At 76.2% G+C, this 18841-nt stretch carries 14 protein-coding genes; 9 read left to right on the top strand and 5 right to left on the bottom strand.

Annotated elements, in window-relative coordinates; all coding sequences use genetic code 11:
- Window positions 1-14: 14 nt before the first annotated feature.
- Complete coding sequence (locus tag HPC71_RS13175) at window positions 15-791, top strand: hypothetical protein (RefSeq protein ID WP_154616428.1); 777 nt, start codon at window positions 15-17, stop codon at window positions 789-791.
- Window positions 792-825: 34 nt separating this feature from the next.
- On the opposite strand, the gene HPC71_RS13170 is transcribed toward HPC71_RS13175, so the two are convergent.
- Window positions 826-1512 (bottom strand): helix-turn-helix transcriptional regulator, encoded by a 687-nt coding sequence (locus HPC71_RS13170; protein ID WP_171896782.1) that lies wholly within the window; start codon window positions 1510-1512, stop codon window positions 826-828.
- Window positions 1509-2960 carry a sensor histidine kinase gene (locus HPC71_RS13165; RefSeq protein ID WP_171896781.1) on the bottom strand — a complete coding sequence of 484 codons (1452 nt, stop codon included), beginning with the start codon at window positions 2958-2960 and terminating at the stop codon, window positions 1509-1511. Before HPC71_RS13165 ends, HPC71_RS13170 begins: the two co-directional genes overlap by 4 nt.
- A gap of 853 nt (window positions 2961-3813) precedes the next feature.
- On the opposite strand from HPC71_RS13165, the gene HPC71_RS13160 reads away from it, so the two are divergent.
- Genes HPC71_RS13160 through HPC71_RS13140 form a run of 5 tightly spaced genes read left to right on the top strand, consistent with a single transcriptional unit; the run spans window position 3814 to window position 10637 of the window.
- Window positions 3814-5487, top strand: a complete 1674-nt coding sequence (locus HPC71_RS13160) for a hypothetical protein (RefSeq protein WP_154616430.1) — start codon at window positions 3814-3816, stop codon at window positions 5485-5487.
- Window positions 5484-7172, top strand: a complete 1689-nt coding sequence (locus tag HPC71_RS13155) for an oligosaccharide flippase family protein (RefSeq protein ID WP_154616431.1) — start codon at window positions 5484-5486, stop codon at window positions 7170-7172. The genes HPC71_RS13160 and HPC71_RS13155 overlap by 4 nt, the downstream gene beginning before the upstream one ends.
- On the top strand, window positions 7154-8053 hold the full coding sequence (locus tag HPC71_RS13150; protein WP_216656414.1) for a sulfotransferase family protein: 900 nt from the start codon (window positions 7154-7156) through the stop codon (window positions 8051-8053). The genes HPC71_RS13155 and HPC71_RS13150 overlap by 19 nt, the downstream gene beginning before the upstream one ends.
- Window positions 8050-9393: a class I SAM-dependent methyltransferase gene (locus HPC71_RS13145; RefSeq protein WP_154616432.1), complete on the top strand. Its 1344-nt coding sequence runs from the start codon at window positions 8050-8052 to the stop codon at window positions 9391-9393. The genes HPC71_RS13150 and HPC71_RS13145 overlap by 4 nt, the downstream gene beginning before the upstream one ends.
- Entirely contained in the window at window positions 9390-10637 is a 1248-nt protein-coding gene (locus HPC71_RS13140) for a hypothetical protein (protein WP_154616433.1), read from the top strand. Before HPC71_RS13145 ends, HPC71_RS13140 begins: the two co-directional genes overlap by 4 nt.
- Here the strand turns inward: HPC71_RS13140 and HPC71_RS13135 are convergent.
- The 3 genes from HPC71_RS13135 to HPC71_RS13125 form a co-directional block, all read right to left on the bottom strand.
- Complete coding sequence (locus HPC71_RS13135; RefSeq protein ID WP_154616434.1) at window positions 10582-11676, bottom strand: cellulase family glycosylhydrolase; 1095 nt, start codon at window positions 11674-11676, stop codon at window positions 10582-10584. The genes HPC71_RS13140 and HPC71_RS13135 overlap by 56 nt on opposite strands.
- 164 nt (window positions 11677-11840) lie before the next feature.
- Window positions 11841-12788, bottom strand: a complete 948-nt coding sequence (locus tag HPC71_RS13130; protein WP_154616435.1) for a glycosyltransferase family 2 protein — start codon at window positions 12786-12788, stop codon at window positions 11841-11843.
- A gap of 53 nt (window positions 12789-12841) precedes the next feature.
- Window positions 12842-14956: a hypothetical protein gene (locus tag HPC71_RS13125; protein WP_154616436.1), complete on the bottom strand. Its 2115-nt coding sequence runs from the start codon at window positions 14954-14956 to the stop codon at window positions 12842-12844.
- A gap of 177 nt (window positions 14957-15133) precedes the next feature.
- On the opposite strand from HPC71_RS13125, the gene HPC71_RS13120 reads away from it, so the two are divergent.
- Genes HPC71_RS13120 through HPC71_RS13110 form a run of 3 tightly spaced genes read left to right on the top strand, consistent with a single transcriptional unit; the run spans window position 15134 to window position 18833 of the window.
- Window positions 15134-17185, top strand: coding sequence for a delta-60 repeat domain-containing protein (locus HPC71_RS13120; protein ID WP_154616437.1), 2052 nt, complete (start codon window positions 15134-15136; stop codon window positions 17183-17185).
- Window positions 17182-18108 carry a LamG domain-containing protein gene (locus tag HPC71_RS13115; protein WP_154616438.1) on the top strand — a complete coding sequence of 309 codons (927 nt, stop codon included), beginning with the start codon at window positions 17182-17184 and terminating at the stop codon, window positions 18106-18108. Before HPC71_RS13120 ends, HPC71_RS13115 begins: the two co-directional genes overlap by 4 nt.
- Window positions 18105-18833, top strand: a complete 729-nt coding sequence (locus HPC71_RS13110) for a response regulator transcription factor (RefSeq protein WP_154616439.1) — start codon at window positions 18105-18107, stop codon at window positions 18831-18833. The genes HPC71_RS13115 and HPC71_RS13110 overlap by 4 nt, the downstream gene beginning before the upstream one ends.
- The last annotated feature ends 8 nt before the right edge of the window (window positions 18834-18841 follow it).

Below are 18841 nucleotides of genomic sequence, written 5' to 3'. Positions count from 1 at the left end.
CGGACGGAGCCGTCATGCCTGTTCACCTGCACGACCACACCCCGGTGTGCGTCGTCGCCGATCAGCGAGCCGTCGGCGAGGCCCTCGCCCTGGCCTTGACCATGCGGGGGCTGCCCGCCGAGGCCAGCGAGTGGAGTGCGCACACGAGCCAGCCCGTCCCGCGGGCCGGGGGAGAGGCCGACCGGTCGGTCGGCGTCGTGTGCCTCGCCGTCGAGGACGGGCTGAGGCTCGCCGACGTGCGCGCGTTCCTCCAGCTGTCCTCGCGGCGGTGGGTGGTGGTCACCGAGCCGCCCGCCGACGTCCGCTGGGGTGCGCTCCTCGCGTCCGGCGCCGCCGACGTCCTCGGCACCGGGGGTGACCTCGACGTGCTGGTCTCGGCGCTGCGCCGCGCCGGGGCGGAGGGGGCCGAGGGGAGGGCCAGGTCCGAGGAGCTGGCCGGGCAGGGCGCGTGCCTGGCGATCTTCCGCGACTGGGTCGCGGCCCACCCCGCCGAGGCCCGCACGCTGGCCGGGCTGAGCCGGATGGGGCCTGCCCACCGGAGGGCCCTGCGCGGGCTGTCGCGCACCCGGCCCCCGGCGGACCCGCGGGCCGCCGCGGCAGCCCTGACCGAGCTCGGGATCGCCGACGAGGCTCGCGCCGTGGAGGCGTTGCGGGCGCTGGACCGCGCGCTGGCCGGATCGCAGGACGCAGCGGGTTCGAGCAGCGAGCCGGGAGCTCGGCACGTGCCGGCCGGGCCGAGCCCCGTGAGCCCCGTACGCCCCCGGAGCCCTCAGGGCACACGGACCGGCTGAGCCCCCGCCGACTCCGAGATGAGTGGGCGCCGGCTCAGTGCGGGGGCGGCACCCAGCCGACGTGGTGGGCCAAGCCGACGGCGGCCAGCTGCGAGGAGACCTCCAGCTTGGCCAGGATCGACTTCACCTGCGTGCGGACCGTCGCCTCGGAGACGACCTTGTCCGCAGCGATGTCGCGCACCGCCCGCCCCTTGACGAGCATGGCGAGCACCTCGCGCTCGCGCTGGGTGAGCCGGTCGAGCCGCTCCCGGGCCGCCTGCTTGTCGCTGCGCTCCTGGTGCCACAGCTGCAGCAGCTCCTCGCGCTCGGCGACGTCGGTCACCGGCAGGCCCTGCACCAGCCGGCGCACGGTGGAGAGGATCTCGGTCAGCGGCCGGGACTTGCTGATCACCTTCCTGGCGCCGAGTCGCAGGCACTCGCCCCACCGGCCGCGGTCGGGGCTGGCGGTGACGACGACGACGTTGACGCCGGCGCGGGCGATCGGGCCGATGAGCCGGGTCGCGTCGCCGAGCCGGCCCAGGTCGAGGTCGAGCAGCACGATGCGCGGGTGCGAGGCGAGGATGGCGGAGAGGATCGAGGCCATCGACCCGCCCTCGTCGGGGATCGCGATCCGCCGTACGTCGTAGCCCTCGACGGTGAAGACCATGTCGAGGGAGTCGGCGAAGAGCGTGTGGTCCTCGACCAGGACGATCCGGGTCTCGTGGCGGCCGGCGGTCGTCACGGGATGGCCCTGTCATCAGCCCCTTCGGCGAACCCGACCCCCGAGGCGTTGCCCGCGGCCGGGACGGTGACCACGAAGGTGGTCCCGGTGGGGCCGTCCTGCTCGACGCAGATGCGGCCGTCCTGCTCGGCCATGAGCCGGCTCGCGACGCTCAGCCCGATGCCCTGGCCCCGCGAGGCGACGCCGCGGTCGCCCCAGTGGAACAGCCGCGCCTCCATCCCCTGCTCGATCCCGGGCCCACGGTCGCGCACCCGCACCTCCACCCGGTCGCCGGACCGGCGGACCTCGAGATGGGCGTCGCTGGCGGCGTGCTGGGCGACGTTCTCCAGGAGGATGTTGACGACCGTGGTGAGGTCGTCGGGGCGGCAGCACGCGCGCTGGCCGCTCGGCTCCCAGTGGATGACCCGGCCGCGCGCCCGGTGGACCACGACGAGCGGCGAGAGCAGCTCGTCGAGGGCTACCTCCTGCACCTCGCGGCGCTCGCGGCCCCCCATCAGCCGCTGCAGTCGGGACATCTCGAGGTCGATCATCCGCTCGAGCTCGCCCCGCCGGGCCTGCGCCGGGAGCACGCCGTCGTGCAGGAGGCGTGAGGCGTGGGCGATGCCGGCGAGCGTCGCGTGGATCTCGTGCAGGCGGGCCCGGTCGACGCGCACCCCGGCCTCGAGGTGCTCGACCTGCTCGCGCAGGCCGCGGACCGCCCCGCGCTGTCGGTCGAGGTTCTCGCGCAGCAGGTCGAACCCCGTGGTGGCCAGCAGCACTCCTCCGGTCACCGTGAGCGCCACGGCCACGAGGTCGATGCCCGCGAAGTGCACCGGCGCCGGCGGGGTCAACACGTGGCTCACCGCGAGCACCGTGACCGCGGTGGCGACGCGGACCCGCACCCAGGCCGGCGTCGAGGCCATGCGCAGCACCATCGCGGCCAGCAGCAGAGCGATGACGAAGAGCACGGCCGAGAGAGCGAGCTCGGTGTCGCGGGAGTCGCCACCAGGCAGCCGGAGGACGCCCACCCGGAGCGCGGTCAGGCCGAGCCCCGTCAGCAGGCCCGCGGCAAGCGGGTCCACGGGGAGCGCCCGACGGGCGGCGACCGCGGTGACGAGGATGAGCCCGAGGTAGAGCGCGATGTCGATCGCGAGGTGCCAGGAGGCGTGCTCGGCCACCCCGGCCGGCCGGGAGACGCGCACCGCGGCGGAGCCGAGCCCCTGGGCGCCGACGAGGGTGACCGCGGCCGCGAGCCAGCCGACGGTCGCGGTCTGGTGCACGCGCCAGGACACGTAGAACAACGTTCCCGCGACGAGCACCGAGGGGTAGACGAGGAGCTCGTGGGCCAGCGCCGTGTCCTCCAGGTCCCGGCTGTCGGGCAGCAGCCAGAGGGCGAGCGGCAGCGGGGCGCCGACCAGCAGCAGGACCACCAGGACCTGTCCCGCCGCTCGCCACCGCGTGGCCGCCATCTCCCCACCCACTCCTGGCCTCCATCGGTGTGCACCGTCTGGCGGCCGGCCCCACGAGCCAGCAGTCCCAGACGCAGATCGCCGGGACGAGGTGCCCACGTCCCTCGAGGTGATCGAAGTGCTCATCCTCGAACCGTCCGCGCGGCCGGCTCGGCCTGCTGGCGATTCCCCACCGGTATACCGCAAAGTGGGGAAAGTTACACCGCTGCTAAAGGGTAGTTTGTGGAGATCGCGTGGTAAAGAGCCCGCTGCGGCGTCGTGCTTGGCGCGCGGCGCCGCTTCTGCTGGAGATCCTGCTGCCACGGCCGGCGTTCCCTCGGCCGCGCCCCCCTCGCCGCGGTTCACCCCGGTGCGCCCGGGCAGCTCGGTTGGATGACGGCGGCCCCGGCCCGGCCGGGGCGGTCAGCACGAGCACTCATGCCCGGCAACGTACGAGGCGCCGGGCACCGGCCCCAGGGTCCAGGTGCCCGGGACTCCTGCAGCGGGAAGACGGCCATCGGCCTCTTGACAGACGCGCGTCGAGCGAGTCGCTCGGACGGGCGGAGTGCCCGCCAGCCGTGGTCCGCGGGCGGCTGCCGCATGGGGGGTGACAGCGGCCGACGGGGCGGGGGGTGCCGAGCCCGGGCGTCGCGCAGGACTGCCGAGGCCCACCACGACTGGCGGGACGTGTGTCGGGGCACGACCCGACGGGCTTCAGCATGCTCGGCTCGGGGCGTCTCGCCATCCCCAACATCGGTGAACCTGGCCCCGGCCCGCGCCGGCGTCCCCAACATCGGGGAGAAAGCGCCCGAACCCGGCGGCGCGCCGCGCCGGGCCGCTCACGATGACGACTCCCGATGAGAGGAGCCTCCTCGTGCTCGACACCCACACGACCGGTTCTGCCGCCGCGTCCGAGGGACCCGCACCGCGCGGATCCTCCGACCTCACCGGTACGCCGCACCGCGACGACCGGCGCAGGCAGCCCCTCGTGCGTCGGCGGCTGGCCGCGCTGCTCGTCGTCGTCTGCGCGCTGCTCGGCGCCGGGGCCGGCCTGTGGTGGGGCCTGCAGCAGCAGGCGACCCACCGGGCCACCTCCGTGGTGCTGGTCAATCCGCTGGAGGGCAACCCGTTCAGCCCCGAGGGCCGCGGCGACGAGCTGATCAACCTCGAGACCGAGGCACAGCTGGCCCGCTCCGACACCATGGGCAAGGCGGTCGCCCGGGCCCTGGGTGAGGACCAGCAGGACCTGCTGGCCGCCGTCTCGGTCAAGGTGCCGCCCAACACCCAGCTGCTCGAGGTCTCGGCGACGGGCTCGACGGCACAACAGGCGGCGCTGCGCGCCCAGGCCTTCGCCGAGACCTACCTCGCCTTCCGGCGCTCTCGCACCGAGTCGGCGCGCGGCGACCGCGCGGCCGAGCTGGAGGAACAGATCCGGGCGCGGGAGGCCGAGCAGGACGAGCTGTCCCGGCAGCTGGCCACCGCGGTGCCCCGGTCGTCGCGATCCGCCGTGCTCACCCAGCAGATCGTGAACCTCAGCGTCCAGGCCGACGAGCTGCAGGCCCAGCTGGGCGCCACGCGGGCTGCCACCCCGGACCCCGGCCAGGTCGTCACCCCGGCGGTCGCCGGCCGGTCCGGGCTGCCCGGCGGTCCGCTCGCGACCGCGCTCCTCGGCCTGCTGGCCGGTGCCGCGGTCGGCTGGGTTGGCTCGGGCCTCGGCCGCCAGGGCGGCGACGGCGAGCAGGACACCCCTGCCCCCGACCGGATGCCCGACCGGGCGCACGCCTGGCCCGCGCCCCTGCTGGGCACGCTCCCCGCGTCGGCACCGGCCACCGCCCTCGCGACCGTGCGTGCGGCCCTCCTCGCCGCCGAGCGCGACCGCCCGCTGACAGCCCTGGTCTGCCACCCGACGGAGGCCCCGGGCTCGGTGGTCGCCGTCGGCCTTGCCCGCTCGCTTGCCGCGGCGCGCCTGCGGACGGTCGTCGTGGACGTCTCGCGCCCCCTCGGTCCTCCCGGCCGCGGCCTGGCCGACGTCCTGCGCGGTGAGGTCCCGCTCGAGCAGGTGCTGATGGCGGAGGGGCCCTACCTGCGGATGCTCGGCGCAGGAGGGCGCCCCGCCGACCTCGACGACACCCTCGCGGGGCCTGCCGCCGCGGACCTCCTGGCCGAGCTGCGGGAGACCGCCGACGTCGTCCTGATCTGCACCGGCGCCGCCACGGGCCTGCGGACCCAGGCGCTCGCCGCGCTGGCCGACACCGTGCTGCTGGAGGTTCCGGCCGCGGCCGAGGGCCCCGCGGCGGCGGCCGCGGCGGTCGAGCTCCTGCGCCGGGTCGGTGCGTCCACCGTGCGCCTCCTCGTCGTCAACGGGGGAGCGCCGGCATCGCAGGTCGCCCCCGCCGCCGGCCCCGCGCGACCCGGCGCCGCGACCCGGTCACGGCCCCGGCTCCGGGTGCGCCTCTCCCGGTGGGTCTCCGGCCGACGGACCACGGTTCCCGAGCCCGCCCTCTCGGTGAGCGGGGGCTCCTCCCACCCACCCGGCGGTGCCGGGTGACCGGGGCCCCCGGGGCGGCGGACCAGGCGGACCAGGCGGACCAGGCCGGCAGTGGAGGTGCGACCGCCGCCCACCTCGGGCAGGTCGCGCGCGGCGGTGCGGTCGGCCTCGCCGGGTCGGCGTTCGCCGCGGCCTGCGGGCTCGCCTCCACCGTGCTCGTCGCCCGCGGCCTCGCCGCGGGCGAGGCCGGCATCTTCTTCGCCGCCACCGCCCTGTTCACCACCCTCGCCGTGGTCTCGGCGCTGGGCACCGACTCGGGCCTGGCCCGGTTCCTGCTGCGGCTGGAGGCCGAGGGGCGCACCGACGACGTACGCCGCGCGGTGCGGACCGCCGGCCTGCCGGTCGTGGTGGTCGCCCTCGCGGTGACCGCGGCCCTGCTGCTGCTCGCCGAGCCGCTCTCCTCGGTCCTCGGCCTGGGCGAGGACGGCACCCGGGTCATCCGGGCCGTCGCGCCGGCGCTGCCGTGCTGCGTGCTGGCCGACCTCATGCTCGCCGCGACCCGCGCGGTCGGCCAGATGCACCAGACCGCCCTGGTCGACCGGGTGCTGCGGGCGGGTGTCCAGGTCGTCGCGGTCGCCGCGGCGGTGGCCGCCGAGGGAGGGCCGGCCGTGCTCGGCCTGGCCTGGTCCGCGGCGTACCTCCTCTCGCTCCTCCTCGCCGCCGCCGCCCTCCGCTCCTGCCTGCGGTCCCGGCCCGCCGGCCCCGCCGGCGCGCGGGCCGAGACGTCCGCGGGGGCCGCCTCGCTCGCCGCGGAGTTCTGGTCCTTCACCTGGCCGCGCGGCGTCGCGGGCCTGGCGCAGGTCGTGGTGCAGAAGGCCGACATCATCCTGGTCGCCGCGCTGCTCACCCCCGGGCACGCCGCGCTCTACACCGCCGCCACCCGGTTCGTCGCGGTCGGCCAGCTCGCCAACCAGGCGGTCCACCAGGTCCTCCAGGCGCGGTTCACGGTGCTGCTGATCGGCGAGGACGGCGCGGCGCTGCGGCGCACCTTCGCGATCACGACCGGCTGGGCGGTGCTGCTGGTGTGGCCGCTCTACCTCGTCGTCGGCACCGGCGCCCCGACGTACCTCTCGGTCTTCGGCGCCGACTACGTCACCACCGGCGCTCTCGCCACGGTCGCGGTCATGGCCGCCACGATGCTCCTCGCCGTCGGCTCCGGCCCCGTCGACACGCTGCTGCTCATGGCCGGTCGCAGCGGGCTGAGCATGGTCAACGGCCTGCTCGCCCTCGCCGTCGACGTCGTCGCCTGCCTCGTCCTGGTCCCCCGGATGGGCATCGTCGGCGCCGCGGTCGCCTGGGCCCTCGCGCTGGCCGTGCGCAGCGGGCTCGGCATCTGGCAGGTCCGCCGCGCGGTCGACCTCGGGCGGCTCCGCTCCGCCTGGGGCGTGCCCGCGCTCGCCGCCGGCGTCGCCGTCGCCTGCTTCGGCGTCCCCGGCCTGCTGGTCGCCCTGCTCCTGGGCTCCAGCCCGCTCGGCGTGCTCCTCACCGCCGCCCTCGGCGCCGTGGCGTACGTCGCCGCGCTGGCCGCCCTGGGCGAGCGGCTCGCCCTCGACATCGCCGTCGCGGCCCTGCGCCGCACGCGCACCGCCACCACCCACCCGACCCGTCCGCACGACCCCGCGGCGACCCGCCCGCACCAGCCCCCCTCCAAGGAGAGTGACGACCCGTGCTTGCTCGAGACCTGACCCGACAGCTGGCCGACCGCCTGCCCAGCCGCGCCACCGACGGTCTGCGGGCCGCGGCCCTGACCTGGGGCCGGGTGACCGCCCCCTGGCGGATGGTCCCCGACATCATCGTGGTCGGCGCCCAGCGCGCCGGCACGACCACGATGTTCCGCCTGCTCTCCGAGCACCCGGACCTGGTGCGGCCCACGGCGACGAAGGGCACGAGCTACTTCGACGACGAGTACCACCGCGGCCCGCGGTGGTACCGCGCCCACTTCCCGCTCGGCCCGCTCGCGCGCCTGGCCCGGCCCGGGCGTCGGCTGCGGACCTTCGAGTGCGGCGGCTACTACCTCTTCCACCCGCTCGCGGCCGACCGGATCGCCCGGGACCTGCCCGGCGCCCACGTCGTGGTGCTCGTCCGCGACCCCGTCGAGCGGGCCCGCTCGGCCCACCGCCACGAGCTGGCCCGCGGGTTCGAGTCGCTGCCCTTCGACGCGGCGCTGCGCGCCGAGGAGCGCCGCCTGGCCGGCGAGCAGGAGCGGCTGGCGACCGAGCCCCGCAGCACCAGCTTCGAGCACCGCCACCACGCCTACCTGGGCCGCGGCCGCTACGGCGAGCAGGTCGAGCGGTTCGTCTCCGCGCTCGGGCCCGATCGGGTCCACGTGGTCGACGCCGACCGGTTCTTCGCCGACCCCGTCCCGCAGTTCGCCGCGCTCCAGCGGCGACTGGGCCTCTCGACCTGGGTGCCGGCCGCGGTCGAGCGCTGGAACGCCCGGCCGGCCGACCCCCTGCCGCCCGACGAGCACGCTGACCTGCTGACCCACTTCGCCGACTCCGACGCGCAGCTGGCCCGCCACCTCGACCAGGCGCCGTCGTGGCGCGCCGAGGCGGTGGCCCGGTGAGCACCCTCGTCTCCGCCCACCGCTCCCGCGCCCGCGACCTGCGCCACCGGCTCGGCCGCCGCCTGGCCGACCGCACCGCCGCGGGCACCAAGGTCGTCGGCCAGGCCCCGATGCCGCCCGCGGTCCGCCGGGCGCTCTCGGTCGCCGTCTGGCGCCAGGGCGCCGCGAAGGTCCCGTTGTCCAAGATCCTGCTCGGCGGGCAGAACGGGCTTCCGGCCGCGGCCCTCGCCGAAGCCACCGGCGACCTGCTGTGGGGCTCGCGTCCGGTCGCCGACGGCCCGCACGTCGCGCTCCTGCGCGCCGGCCTGGCCGGTCCGCTGACCGACGCGGAGGTGCTGGCCTCCTCCTACGCCGACCTCGCCCGGGCCTGCATCCGCCTCTCGGGGCAGTACTTCGGGGTCACCGACGACGCCGGCATCCTCCGCCTCGCCCGCGACTTCCTCGCCCTCGCCGCGGCGCCGGACGCGGGCGGGTCGGCGCGGCCGGCCCCGGACGGCCCGGCCCGGCCGAACCAGAGCGAGCCGGGCGCCCCGGTCCTGCTCGCGCCGGTCCGCGACTCCGACTGCTACCAGGTCGTCGACGGCCACCACCGGCTGGCGATCGAGGTGGTGCGCGGCGCGGTCGGCATCCGCGCCAAGGTGCGCCGGTTCGCGGTCACCACCCCGCTGCAGGACGTGCTGGACGAGATGTCGTGGATCGGCGGCGAGCGCGAGCTCTACCAGCCGGTCGACGCCCCCGAGCTGCGCGCCGGCTACCGCGTGGTGCGCCGCTGCACCGACCGGCTGGCGATGATGGCGCCGCTGCTGGAGGACGTGGCGGCCGAGGCCGACACCGCCGCCCGCCCGCCGACGTACCTCGACGTCGCCGCGTGCTACGGCTGGTTCGTCGACGCCGTCGGCCAGCTCGGGTACGACGCGGAGGGCATCGAGCGCGACCCGGCCGCCCCGCGGGTCGCCGCTGCGCTGCACGGCACCGACCCGGCCCGGATGAACGTCGGCGACGCCGTCGACTTCCTCGCCGGCGGGCGGCAGTGGGACGTCGTGTCCTGCTTCAGCCTGCTGCACCACTTCGTCCTCGGCCGCGGCGCGTGCCCGCCCGAGGAGCTGGTGCGGCTGCTGGACCGGGCGACCGGGCGGGTGCTGTTCCTGGACACCGGACAGGCCCACGAGCAGTGGTTCCGCGACTCCCTGCCGGCGTGGGACACCGAGCGCGTGCGGTCGTTCCTGGCCGAGCACACCACGTTCGACCAGATCATCGACCTCGGCGCCGACCAGGACGCCGTGCCGCCCTACCAGGACAACTACGGCCGCCACCTCTTCGCCTGCGTGAGGAACCGGTGACCGACGGCGGTGCACACGGCGGTGCACAAGGCGGTGCGCACGGCGGTGAGGACCCGCTGGTCGCGACGTTCGGCTCGCTGTGGCCCGGCGCCGCCGTGACCGCGCGGCCCGACGGCCGGTGGGCGCTCGTCCCGAACGCCCGGCGGCCCCGGCAGGTCGTGCCGGTCTCCTCGCGGCTGGCGGCCGGGCGGACGCTGTGCCGGTTCAGCTCGGACTCCTCCCCGGCCCAGGTCGTACGCCGGGTGGCGGGCGCCGCGGTGGTCGGCGCCACCCGGGGGGCGCTGCTCGGCACCCGGGTGGGCCTGAGCGGGGAGCCGGTCGACTCCCTCGCCCGCCACCTCGGCGAGCTGATGGGGCAGCCGGTGACCTTCTCCGTCGGGATCGGCTCCGAGCGGGTCAACCGGAAGCCGGTGCTCCAGGTCTTCGACGAGCGAGGCCGCACGCTCGCCTTCGTCAAGATCGGCGACTCGGAGGTCGCGCGGGCGGACGTGACGGCCGAGGGCGCGAACCTCCGCCGGGTCGCCGCGGCCCCCCTGCGCGACGTGGTCGCGCCGCGGGTGCTGCACGAGTCGTGGTGGCGGGACCGGGTGGTGCTCGTCCTCGAGCCGCTCGGCAGCCTGCGCGCGAGCCTGCCCCGGCCGCGCCGCGCGCGGACCGCGCCGCCGCTGGCGGCGATGGACGATCTCGCGCGGGCCTTCGCCGAGCCGGGCACGCCGCTCGAGGACCTGGCCTGGTGGTCCGAGCAGCGGCGGTTGTCCCTGCAGATGGCCGACCTCGACCAGGGGCGGCGGCTGCGTGTGGCGATGGACCGGCTCGAGGTCCTCGCCGACGGGCGGGCGTGGCCGGTCGGCGCCTGGCACGGCGACTGGACGCCGTGGAACATGGCACCCGCCGCACGCGGCCGGGTCCACCTGTGGGACTGGGAGCGCTTCGAGACCGGCGTGCCGCGGGGCCTGGACCGGATGCACCACGCGGTCAACGTGGCCACGGTCCGCCACGGCGCCTCGCCGGAGGTCGTCGTCGGCGCCCTGCCCGCCGGGTCGGTCACCGAGCGGGTGCTCGCCGGGGCGTACCTGGTTGCGGTGACCAACCGCTACCTGCTCCTGGCCGCCACCGAGCGCGGCGAGCACATCCGCGATCGCGGGTCGTGCGTGCTCGCCGCGCTCGAGGAGCTGGCGGGACTCGGGGTCAGCGATCGATCCGCGGGCTCCCCTGCAGGATGTCCCGGAAGGCGTTCCGCTTGACCGCGGTCGTGAGCGGCCAGGAGCCGTAGGCGTTGAGCTCGGTGTCGAAGTAGGTGAACGCCACGCCGTTGTTCTGCTTCAGCGCCCGGTAGGTGTCGCCCATCCAGCCGGGGTACTTGTCGGCCGCCTCGTTGGTCAGGCCGGTCTCGGCGAGGCCCCACGCCACGTTGCTGGTCTTGGCCCAGCTCGAGAAGGGCTGGAAGTAGTCCTTCTCGATGTTGGGCCACTTGGTGTTCTTGCGACCGTTCTTGACCACGCCGTAGTTGTTGTAGACGTCGAAGCCGGCCACGTCGATCTTGACCTTGCGCGGCCAGATCCGGTCCAGGCTGTAGGACGCGGCGCCGTAGAGCTGGTCGTAGCCGGTGAGGATCACGGTGTAGGCGACGTTGTCGGCCGCGCGGCGCACCAGCGGCGCCAGCCGCTCCTGCATCTTGCGCCACTGGGTGAGGTTGCCGTCGCCCTCGGGCTCGTGGTGGAAGGCGAGCCAGACCGGGCCCGGGATCTGGTCGAGGCGGTTGGCGATCTGGCGCGTCCAGCTGTCGCCCTCGCCGAGGGCCATGCGGTCCCAGCCCTTGGGCAGCTTGAAGCTGATCCAGGGCAGCCGGCCCTTGGAGACGTCGGACGTGGCGGTCTGGATCGCCTTGTCGACGTTCTTCGAGGTCCAGTAGGTGCGGCGGATCCCGAGCGGGCGGCCGGCGAGCGCCTCGAGGTCCGTGGGCTCGCTGTTCGACCCGTGGGCCGCGCCGACGAACGCGCTGCAGGCCGGGACGCCGCGCTTGTTCAGGCAGCCGTCGGCCCGCCGTCGCGGTGCCGGGCCGGTGGCCTGGTCCGCGGTGGTGGCGGCTGCGGCGGTGCCGGCGGAGACGTCGGTGGCCCCGGCCGCCCGGGGGGCGTCGAGGGTGATCATCAAGAGTGCGAGCGCCAGCAGGCCGGTGAGCCCGGCGACGAGCGTGGCGGAGCGGTGCGCCTGGGCGGGCGCTTCGGCCCTGGAGCGGGGGCTCGCGGGGACGGGGGAGGGGAGGGGAGGGGGGAGGGACATGGTGCCTCGGTTCGTAGGGAAGCGCCCCGGACGGGGGCTTGGGCATCCCTGGCCCGTACCCCCCGGACGAGCCGCGCTTCCTCCGCTGTCCGCCCGGCATCCCCCAGATGGGGGACGCCGGTCCCCCGGACGGCGTGGACGACGGGTGGCGGCGCCGGGCCGCCTCAGATGCCGCGGCCGCGGCGGTTCGCGAGATCGAGCACCCGGTCGGCGGAGAGCAGGTGGAGCGCGACGGCGCCGGCGAGGTAGGAGCGGCGCTCCCAGGGCCAGGTGCGGACGGCGCGGGCGGCTGCGGCGAGCGCGCGGGCGTCGCCGGAAGCGGCGAGGGCGAAGGCGCGCTGCCCGTAGATGCGGCCGAGCGCCCGGGGGTCCTCGGCGAAGGCGGTGTGCTTGGCGAGGAGGTGGTCGAGGGCGGCGACGATGACCGACCACTGGCGGGCGAACTGCGAGGAGCCCCAGCGCACCAGCACGAGCCCCATCTCCACCACCGCGACCTCGCCGACGCCCGCGGCGCGGAGGATCCAGTCGTAGTCCTCGGCGTAGCTGCCCGGCAGGTCCTCGTCGACGAGCCCGATCGGCCCCTCGAGCGCGGCGCGGCGGACCATGACCGTCGAGGGGTGCGCGGCCATGACCCGGTGGCGCGCCAGCTCGCGCACCGTCATCTGCTCGGGCCGGGGGATCCGCGTCGTACGCCGGTCCTGGTAGTCCACGACGATCCCGGTCACCGAGGTCAGGGCGCCGGTGCGCTCCATCTCCTCGACCTGACGGCTCACCTTGTCCTCGAACCACACGTCGTCGTCGTCGCAGAAGGCGACGAGGTCGCCCGCGCCGGCGAGGATGCCGGTGTTGCGGGAGCCGGCGAGGCCGGGCGTGCAGGTGTTGACGAGCACCTCGACCGAGCGCCGCCGGCCCTCGCGGACGAGTGAGTCGTCGGGCTCGCAGCGGTCGTGGACGACCAGGCAGCGCAGCACCCCGGGGTAGTCCTGCGCCATCACCGCGTCGACCGCGGTGCGCACCAGCTCGGGCCGAGCGTGGGTGGCGATCACGACGTCGACGGCCGGCAGCCGGGCGGTGCGGCGCGAGGGGTCGGTGTTGCTGGGGGGGTCGGTCACGAGAGCTCCTCGGTTCGATGCGCGGGTGGGTGGTCGGGGTCCGCCGGTGGCGGTCACGCCCGTCGCCGGCGGCGGGCCAGGAGGACGCCGGCGAGCAGGCCGAGGCCGGCGCCGGAGGCGATGGGGACCTCGGCCTTGCTGGGCAGGCGGGTCGCGGCGCCGGCGCCGATGACCTCGCCGACGCTCGGACGGGAGGTCTCGAGGTAGTCGATCTCGCGCAGGATCTGCGCGCGCTGGCTCCGGAGCATGACCAGCACGGGGTTGAGCTGGGCCAGCTGGCGGGTGAGGCTGCGGACGAGGTCGTCGCGGCGCTGGGTGAGGAACGCGGCGCGCGAGTCGAGGTACGACGCGGCGACGGCCGCGGCCGCGAGCTCGGCGTCGCCGGCGTCGGGCAGGTCCACGGTCAGCCGCAGCACGTGGGAGCGGGGAGGAGCGGTCACCGCGACCGCCTCCCGCAGCGTGTCGACCTCCTGGCCCGTCGCCGCGGCGGCCCGGCGCAGCGACTCCTCGGAGAGCAGCAGTGCCGCCTCGGTGTCGACGGTGACCTCGCCTGGCGGGTCGGCCTCGCCGTCGGCGTCCAGCGGGGTGTCCGGGTTGCCCGTGGAGAGGTAGACCGGCGCCGGGGTGAGCAGGACCCGCGTCTCGGCGCGGTGCATGGCGGAGGCGGGAGCCGCGGCGAGGACGGTCCCGATCAGCGCACCGGCCACGGTGGTCGCCGCGACGACGGGCGCGCCGCGGCGCAGGGCCCGGCCCAGGTCGGGCGTGGCGATCCGACGGTGGCGCTGGTCGCCGGCGGCGGCCTGCTCGCGGGTCAGCAGCCCGATGGCGATCATCACCAGGAACAGCGGCATGCCGAGGGTGTCGTAGACCGGCAGCTGGATGAGGAGGAACAGCACGACGAAGGCGCAGGTGACCTCGGTCGTCGTCCGGCAGCGGCGGGCGCGCGCGAGCGCGGCGACGAGGAAGGCGAGGAACAGTCCCAGCCCGATCCAGCCCTGGGAGAACAGCACCAGCCACAGCTGGCCCTGCGTCCCCAGCGGGGGCACGCCGCAGGCCGGGCACTCGGGGGTCGCGGCGCCGCTGATGGAGGCGAAGCTGCCCTGCACGTCGCGGGTGCTGCCGAGGCCGGCGATGGGGGAGGCCTGGCTGACCGAGGTGGTGGTGGTGATCAGCAGCTGGCTGCGGCGGTTGTTGCTGTGCTGGTTCTCGAAGCGGTCGCCGTAGACGTCGGCCAGGGGGCTCGCCACGAGCGCGACGATGCCGACGACCGTCGCCAGGACCAGGGCGGTGGCGGCCTTCGGGTCGCCGCGCCGGGCGCGGAGCACGACCAGGACGACCAGACCGATCGCCAGGCTGCCCCACAGCCCCCGATTGAGGGAGTAGGCCACCGGCCAGGCGGCCACCACGAGCACCAGCGGCACGGCCAGGCGCAGCCACCGCCGCCGGCGCCGGTCGAGGGCGAGGAGGAAGACGAGGGCCAGCGACAGGCAGCTGCCCCAGGTGTTGGTGAACGCGAACGGCGCCTTGGGTCGCGGTTCGGGTCGGCCCAGGACGTCTTGGACGTTGGCGACCTGGGGGTGCACCAGCGAGGCGACGAAGGCGTTGTTGCGCAGCCCGGCCGGCAGCAGGGACTCGGTCAGCGAGGTGACCTCGATCTCGGGCCAGAGCAGGCCGACGATGCCGCCGGCGGTGCACAGCACGAACAGCCACGCCAGCAGTCCGCGGGCGCGCTCGTCGGGGAGGTCCTCGCGGCGGAGGTTGGCCACCCACACCAGGACGACCCCGCAGGCGACGTACCAGGCCAGGCGGAAGCCGAAGACCAGCAGGCGTGAGGACCCGCCGCCGCCGGGGATCGCGCCGGGGGCGTCGGTCCACAGCAGCACGACGCCGACGACGACCCAGCAGCAGAACAGCAGCCACAGGCCGAGCCCGGCCGGCAGCAGGAGCGTGGGGCGCCGGCGCAGCTGGAGCAGCATCGGCACCGCGAGCGCGAGGGGGAGGAAGGAGTCCACCCCGAGCAGCCACCACGCCGGGTAGCCGGCCAGCAGCAGGACCAGCGGCCACGCAGGTCCGCCCAGCCCGGCACGACCGGCCCGCGGCTCCGATCGGGACGGCGCGGGCGGCGCGGGCGGCGCGGCGGGCGGCGCGGGCATGGCGGTGGCGGGCACCCCCTTACCCAACGCGAGCCGGGCGCGGCGGCCCTCACCAATGTTGAGGATCTTCCCGGGCGAGCGACCGGGCCGTCCGGGCACGCTCCTACGTTCCTGGAACGGCCGGCTGAACTGCTGCGTCGCCGTCGACAGATCAGGACCCTCCGCCATGCGTGCACGCTCCGGCTGCAGCTCGTGAACGTGGTCGCCCTCGGGGCCGCCGCGCTCACCGGCCTGCTCCTCGTCTCCTCGGTGTCACCGGCCGCCGGGGCGGGCCGGGCCGTCCCGGGTGGCCCGGCCGACCTGGGTGACCTCGCGGTCGCCGAGCAGCCGGCGGCGGGCACGCCGGAGGTCCTCGACGGACGGGTCTACGTCGTCGAGCAGGTCGGGGACACCGTCGTCCTCGGCGGGTCGTTCACCCGGGTGCGGGACGCCGAGACGGTCGTGGGCACGCGGCCGGTCCTGGTCCGGCGCGGGCTGGTCGCCTTCAGCGCCAGCACCGGCCAGGTGGTGCGGGAGTTCGACGCGCGGGTGGTGGGGGAGGTGCGCGCGCTGGCCCCGGCCGCCGACGGCCGGTCGATGTACGTCGGCGGGACCTTCACCGCCGTCGACGGCAGGCCCCGGGGCCGGCTCGCGCGGGTGGACCTGGCCGACGGGTCGCTCGTCGGGTCCTTCCGCCCGGGCCGGGTCGCGGGCAAGGTGCGCGACCTGGCGCTGCGCGACGGCCGGCTCTGGGTGGGCGGGGCGTTCACCCACATCGGTGGCCGGCACCGGGTCGCGCTCGCGACGCTCGGCCCGCAGACCGGCCGCGCGACGCCGTACATGTCCCTGGGCGTGCGCGGCCACCACCGGCGTGGCGTCACCCAGGTGCTCAAGCTCGACCTCACCCCGGACGGCTCCCGCCTCGTGGCGGTCGGGAACTTCGCCCGCCTCCAGGGCAAGCGCTCCCACCAGCTGCTCGTGCTGCGGCTGGGCCGCACCGCGCGGCCGGCCGGCTTCCGCACCCGGTTCTTCGAGCCTCCGTGCTCGCGGGCCTACGACTCCTCGATGCGCGACGTCGACGTCTCACCGGACGGCCGGTTCTTCGTCGTGACGACGACCGGCGGGTACGGCGGCGGGAACGGCCCGTGCGACTCGGTCAGCCGGTTCGAGACGCACACCCGGGGCGACCGGGTGCAGCCGACCTGGGTCGACCGGACCGGCGGCGACACGTCGTACGCCGTGGAGGTCACGCGCAGCGCGGTCTACGTCGGGGGCCACCAGCGCTGGTGGAACAACCCGGGCGGTCGCAACGGCCCCGGCCCCGGGGCGGTCGCCCGCCAGGGCATCGCCGCCCTCGACCCGCTCAACGGGCTGCCGCTGTCGTGGGACCCCGGCCGCGACCGCGGCGTCGGCGTCTTCGACTTCCTCGCCACCGACCGGGGGCTGTGGGTCGTCTCCGACACCACCCGGATCGGCGGGCTCCAACGGCACCGCGTGGCCTTCCTGCCGGCGGTCGGCCCCGCCGAGCTGCCCTCCCGCACCGCCGCCCTCCCGGCCGAGGTGTACGTCGCCGCGCCGGCCGGCCGCGACGTGTTGGTGCGCCGGGGGCTGTCCGCGACGTCGGCCGGCGCCCCGTCCGAGGTGGCGACCGACGGCCCGCCCGGGGAGGTGCCGGACTGGCGCCGGGTCCGCGGCGCCTTCATGGTCGACGGCTGGCTCTACCTCGCGCACGCCGACGGCTCCTTCTCCCGGCGCACCTTCGACGGCACCACCCTCGGCCCCGCCGAGGCCGTCGCCGCCCAGGACCGGATCCGGCCGCTCACCGCGTGGCACGCGGATGCCCGGGCCGCCACCGGCATGGCCTACCAGGACGGGCGCATCTACTACACCCGCGCCGGGTCCGACGCCCTCGTCTACCGCTACTTCTCACCCGCGAGCGGTGTCGTCGGCGCCGAGCGCCACGTCGCCTCGGGCCGTGTCCCCGGTTTCCGGCCCGGTCGGGTCCGCGGGCTGGCCCTCACCCGCACCCACCTCTACATCGGCGGCCCCGACGGGGCGCTGCGCCGCCTGACCTGGCGCACCCAGGGCGGGGCGGCCAAGCCCGTCGGCGGCACCGCACGACGCGTCCCCGGGTCGGTCGCCGGACCGGCGACCTGGGCCGGACGCGCCCTGTTCCTCTTCCAGGGGCCCGACGGCGCGACCGCGCCGGAGGAGCCGACCACTGCTCCGGATTCGCGTGCGGACCCGGGAAGGAGCCCGCGATGACCCTCCGGCCGACCTCCACCACCACCGGCCTCCGCAGACCGATCGGCCTCGGCGTGCTGACCGGGGTGCTCGCCCTCGCCGCGCTGACGGCCTGCGAGATCCCGGCGCTCGGCCGGGGTGCCGACGGGGAGACGGGGGAGGGCGGGCGGACCGCCGGCGACGCGCCGGCCGCGCAGGCGGACGCCGACCCGGGCACGTTCCTGCTCGTCGACTTCGAGGAGGGCGCTGCACCGCCCGGCTCGGTGATCGGCTCGATCGCCAACCGCGGCAGCTACCCCGTGTGGATCTCGATGGCCACCCAGAACGGCGGGCGCCTGGTCCGGGCCGCCGGCGTCGAGAGCACGAGCGCGGAGGTCGGGGGCACCGGCGCCCGCCTGCCGTACCTCGACGAGGAGGCGGTCGCCGCGGCCGCGGTGGTGGTGCGGCCGGCCGGCACGGAGGACCAGCTGAGCCCCGGCATCGCCCGGTTCACCTTCGGCGCCGACCTCAGCCTCGATCCCGCCTCCGACGGGGTGCCGACCGACGACGGTGACAACGTCCTCCAGCGCGGCCTCTACCGCGACCCGGTGCAGTACAAGCTCCAGGTCGACCACCGCGTCCTCTCCTGCCGGATCGCCGGCGACCGCGGCGAGGTGGTGGTGGCGGCCGCGAAGACGATCCAGCCGGGCCGGTGGCACCGTGCGGCCTGCACCCGGCGCGGCCGCACGGTCACGGTCTCGCTGGCCCGGGCCCGCCCGGACGGAACCTGGTCGCGGACGTGGACGCAGAGCGCCACCGGGGACATCGGCCGCCTTGCCTTCGACCCGGCCGTCCCCCTCTCGGTCGGGGCGAAGGTCGATCCCGAGGGCGTCATCACGGCCTCGGCCACCGACCAGTTCAACGGCGTGCTCGACAACGTCCACGTCGGCAGGCCGGGCCGGTGACCGCCCCGGCCGAGGACCGTGCCGCCGAGGCGGCGCGGGGAGCGCGCGGCCCGGCCCGGCCCGGCGTGCGCCGACGCCTCGCGCTCATGGCCGAGGAGCGGCTCGTCGGCGACACCGTGCGGGTGGCGCTGCGCAGCCGGGGCTATGAGGCCGTGGCGTTGGACTGGCCCTCCTCACGCCGGCCCGCGGCCGAGCACCAGCGGCAGGTGCGCCTGACCCGGTCGGCGGTCGGGGTCATCTTCGGCGACCTCGCGACGCCCCGCCGGCGCGCGGAGGCGCGGGCCGTGGTGGAGGGTGCCCCGTTGCGCTGGCTGCTCGTGGTCAACGACCCCGGCGACCCGGCGTGGGGCGGCATGATCCAGGCCGGGGCCGCCGGGGTGCTGCCCACCTCGGTCGGCCTCGACGAGCTCACGCTGGCCCTGCGGATGCTCTTCGGCGGGCAGGACCTGCTCTCCCCGGCCCGTCGCCGCGCGATGGTCGCGGCCTGGCGGGAGAGCGAGCGGGCGGACCTGCACGCCGTGGTCTCCATCGCCCGGCTGAGCACCCGCGAGCGGGAGATCCTCGCGCTGCTCTACGACGGCGTCACCGTCGCCGAGATCGCCGAGCGTGCGGGGGTGAGCGAGCAGACCGTCCGCAGCCAGGTGAAGGCGGTGCTGCGCAAGCTCGAGGTCAACTCCCAGCTCGCCGCCGTCGCGGTCTACCGCCGGGTGCTCGGGCACCGGTGATCCCGGCG

Source organism: Nocardioides marmotae (assembly GCF_013177455.1).
GTDB classification, from domain to species: Bacteria; Actinomycetota; Actinomycetes; order Propionibacteriales; family Nocardioidaceae; genus Nocardioides; species Nocardioides marmotae.
This window is presented reverse-complemented; position numbering and strand designations above follow the sequence as displayed.

Excerpts from the sequence above, each read along its gene's own strand:
- HPC71_RS13165 (WP_171896781.1), bottom strand. The coding sequence starts at position 2,960 with ATGGCGGCCACGCGGTGGCGAGCGGCGGGACAGGTCCTGGTGGTCCTG.
- HPC71_RS13135 (WP_154616434.1), bottom strand. The coding sequence starts at position 11,676 with ATGTCCCTCCCCCCTCCCCTCCCCTCCCCCGTCCCCGCGAGCCCCCGC.
- HPC71_RS13175 (WP_154616428.1), top strand. The coding sequence starts at position 15 with ATGCCTGTTCACCTGCACGACCACACCCCGGTGTGCGTCGTCGCCGAT.
- HPC71_RS13115 (WP_154616438.1), top strand. The coding sequence starts at position 17,182 with ATGACCCTCCGGCCGACCTCCACCACCACCGGCCTCCGCAGACCGATC.